At 42.4% G+C, this 1987-nt stretch carries 3 protein-coding genes; all 3 read right to left on the bottom strand.

What is annotated here, in order from left to right; all coding sequences use genetic code 11:
• Nucleotides 1-369: 369 nt before the first annotated feature.
• Nucleotides 370-675, bottom strand: coding sequence for a hypothetical protein (locus GZ78_RS14005; protein WP_034837201.1), 306 nt, complete (start codon nt 673-675; stop codon nt 370-372).
• Between the two features lie 5 nt (nt 676-680).
• Nucleotides 681-914, bottom strand: a complete 234-nt coding sequence (locus GZ78_RS14000) for a hypothetical protein (protein WP_034837197.1) — start codon at nt 912-914, stop codon at nt 681-683.
• Nucleotides 915-1223: 309 nt separating this feature from the next.
• Nucleotides 1224-1772 (bottom strand): hypothetical protein, encoded by a 549-nt coding sequence (locus GZ78_RS13995; RefSeq protein WP_034837195.1) that lies wholly within the window; start codon nt 1770-1772, stop codon nt 1224-1226.
• Nucleotides 1773-1987: the final 215 nt, after the last annotated feature.

Raw genomic sequence — 1987 nt, 5'->3', positions numbered from 1 at the left:
CCTGTTCGAGCAAACCGGATGACCACCGATAGCGCCGTCAGAGGCAACTCTGCCGGTGATTAAGCAGAAGTCAGCAGAAGGCATAGTAGTCAAATGCCCGGCGTAATGGCCGGGACACGGCGAAGGCCTGAACATTAAGAATAAAGGAGGAGCCTTGTCAGACTTGAATACACGAATGCCGCCCGGTAATGACGTGACTCAGCGTGATGATACGAAGCCAGCCTTTGGCGACAATCTTTTCGACCACGTTTTCACTGGGGGACGGATGGATCAAGCTTCACCATTCTTAATGAAACGCCCTGTGCGGACCCGCATGCAGGGTGTTGTGGGGGCTGGAGGTTAGAAACCTCCGGCTACCCGATTATGTTTTCATTGTTGATCTACGATTTCTTCCCACTCATTCTCGTAGCCAGAGTTTTCTAAATAGCCAGAAAATGAATTCATCAACTTTTCATTCCAGAACTCTGCACCTTCTTCCCAAGGGAACTGAATATCTTTCTTTTCATCATCTATGGATGCATCAACCATTTTCCAGAAAAATAAACTTAAATGTCTTGCTTCATCTGTGTTTGAAACGCTCCCTCTTTTTAGGATTTCTGCTGTTCGTTTATCTTCCATTTTTTTTGCATAGTATTCAGCGTATACTACTTCTTCATCAAATTTATAAACAATCATTATTTCTAACTCGCATCTCTAATAACTGACATTCTTTGGGCGATAACCTTAAGGTTTGAAACAAGTTTATTAACATGCATTTGTTCAGTGACAGTTAAAAAGTAGTGCCCTTTCTTGCTTCTGTCTTCTCTGAATTCCATTCCTTTAGGAATATCTGCTTTTTCTAAAATCCAGAATATATCGAAGCTCTTGCTTAAGATTTTTGTAGGTGGAGGAGAAAGACAATCCCATTTGGTCATGTGGTAAAACCCATTTTTTATCTTCCGAGAATAGCCAGTCTCTAATTCGCACACCTTTTAATATTTTTTCGTTTCTACCTACGTCTCTTCTTCTATAAAGGGTGGGATGACTTATTCTTTGAGTTGGCCTGCATAGAATCCCTTCATATTCCTTAATGACTTCACTGAGGTCATTTATTATTTTAAATTGTTGTATCACTCTTACTCCTTGAGATTGGTTGAACCTTGAAGAAAACATAACGCCCGCATATGGGGCGCCGCAGGCGTCCCAGGAGCGAAGCGACGAATATGATGCGCTTGTTACACGCGCTATGCACGAACCCAGTTTTTTTGGCTTTTGGGTGAGCGTTGAATTTTATTGGATTTAATCAATGTATTCATTGCTCTGGTGAAATCTGGCTTTGGAGATTTTAGTTTTACTCTCATTGCCTCAGAGGACATAGGTGTTTTTAGTAGCTCAAAAATCTTCTGGTCCAGTGTTTTCTCGGGTTTTATCGGAGCTATGACCTTTTGCTCTTTAGGTTCAAGGGCAATTTTTTGTTTCACCTTATGAAGTTTGCACTGAAATGCAAACGCAGTTACAAGTGAATTGTCCCGTGAATAGAGTACAAATTCACATACTTCCTTTTGCCCATTAGTCAGTGAGGCGATTATTCCAACAAGGTTGCCAATAAGGTAAAAATCAGCCTGATTCGAGCCTGTAGGATAGCTCGATATATAAAGAAAAAGCTTTCTCTCGCAAACTGATTTTATTGCTTCATTTTTTGAGAAGACAAATACTTTGTCAGATACAGCTGCTTCAATAGGCTCGACTTCCTTGAGCCCGATATTCTCGGCATCTACGAAAATAAATCTCAAATGCTATTCCATTATTATTTTTAGCGTGTAACGCCCCCATCAAGCGCCGCCGTAGGCGGTCGCTTGGATGGGCTTGTGTACGCCCGGCATGGGCATGAACTTATGGGGTGAAAGTCCCCTGTAGGAAGATCACCGTTGAAAACCCTGTTGTGATTAAACGCTAACTACTAGCGAACGGCAAGGGCCAGCCCGTGAGGTCTGGTCTGGAGGAAGCC

It is taken from the genome of Endozoicomonas numazuensis (assembly GCF_000722635.1).
Taxonomy (GTDB): Bacteria; Pseudomonadota; Gammaproteobacteria; order Pseudomonadales; family Endozoicomonadaceae; genus Endozoicomonas_A; species Endozoicomonas_A numazuensis.
This window is presented reverse-complemented; position numbering and strand designations above follow the sequence as displayed.